At 42.0% G+C, this 1,348-nt stretch carries 2 protein-coding genes; both read right to left on the bottom strand.

Annotated elements, in window-relative coordinates:
• Nucleotides 1–143: 143 nt before the first annotated feature.
• Nucleotides 144–494: a RidA family protein gene (locus ACP45E_RS20865; RefSeq protein WP_017037622.1), complete on the bottom strand. Its 351-nt coding sequence runs from the start codon at nucleotides 492–494 to the stop codon at nucleotides 144–146.
• Between the two features lie 147 nt (nucleotides 495–641).
• Complete coding sequence (locus tag ACP45E_RS20860) at nucleotides 642–1,301, bottom strand: Bax inhibitor-1 family protein (protein WP_017033294.1); 660 nt, start codon at nucleotides 1,299–1,301, stop codon at nucleotides 642–644.
• Nucleotides 1,302–1,348 lie beyond the last annotated feature (47 nt).

The following is a 1,348-nucleotide window of genomic DNA, read 5'->3' as shown; positions in this document are numbered from 1 at the left end:
AATCACAGCGAGTCTTAACGCCCAGTTAAGGGGTGAAGCACGCAATGACCAAGTTTCCGCATTGCACTTCAACACCGAAATCAAACGCATAGCAAAAATGCCACGCGTGCTGAATCCCACTTGAACTGTTTGTTAGCAGTGTTCTAACGCCTTACCGCAGTTACTGTAACTTCAATAAGCACATCACCTTCTAATGCAACACCAAGACATGCTCGTTGAGGCCAATGTTCGCGGTTTTCACCTAACCATTCACACCAAACGTTATCCATTTTGGGTTTATCTAGCATATTTGCGATAAACACTTGAGCGCTGACAATTTGAGTTTTATTTGAACCCAGTTCCTCTAGATTTCGCTCTATCGTTTCCAGCGTGAGTTTGGTTTGACCAACAATATCTAATGTTGTGTCCGATGAAGTCGCAACCGTCCAAACTAAGTCTTTATATGCAGAGGACTTATTTCGACCTTGATAAATGCCTCGCTTTCTTTCAATCATTTCGTCCTCCTTGAACTGCTAACGCCCGGTTAAGTGGTGAGTGACGCACCACCGAACTAAAATTAACCACCTTAATCACATAAGTCCAAATTGACGCCAAAAATGCCGAGCGTTACGAATCCACTTGAACCGTTTGTTATGTGAATTCTATTTGCGCCCCATGATTCTAAGTATTCTCAAGAACAGGTTAATAATATCCATGTATAGCGCTGCTGCGCTATCTACTGCATTGTCTAATGTTTTGGGAATTTGATTGGCTCGTCCCCAGTCATAACCAATGTAACCACAGAAAAGGATAACAACAGCCCAGTCTATCCATTCTTGGTGGATTCCAAGTACAAATATTTGAAAGAGCTCGACCACAAGTACAACTACTAACGCAATAGTTAATACACCAGCGATTCTTTGGAAAAATGCAGGGAAAATTGTTCCCAGTAGCATCATCATTCCAGTCACTAGACCTGTAACCTTAATCGCACTTAAAACCAAGGATGGGTCATAGCGTGATACAACTAAGTTGATGATTAATCCAAAAGGAACAACTACAAAGTTGTAGCCGACAAAACTAACCAATGGGTTCGAAGATTTACTGAATAAGTAGACTCCAAAGAAGCAACTCGCAAAATAGCCGATGAAAAAGACCCAAGGATTAATAGCTGCAATTGACTCAACCGGGATATTCCCAACCATTAACCAGTTAATCCAAAAGCCCCAACACAGCACCGCTCCAATCGTAAAATTATACAGCCGAGAGCTTACTTCTTGCTCTCCGTTGTTAGTGCGTTCAAAAACATTCGATTCCATCATCCTTCTGTACTCCTTTCCCTATTCACATAACGCTCTGCTAAGCGGCA

The organism is Vibrio genomosp. F10 str. 9ZD137, from assembly GCF_049974785.1.
Lineage (GTDB): Bacteria > Pseudomonadota > Gammaproteobacteria > Enterobacterales > Vibrionaceae > Vibrio.
The sequence above is the reverse complement of the archived record's forward strand: the minus strand, read 5'-3'. Positions and strand labels throughout refer to the sequence as shown.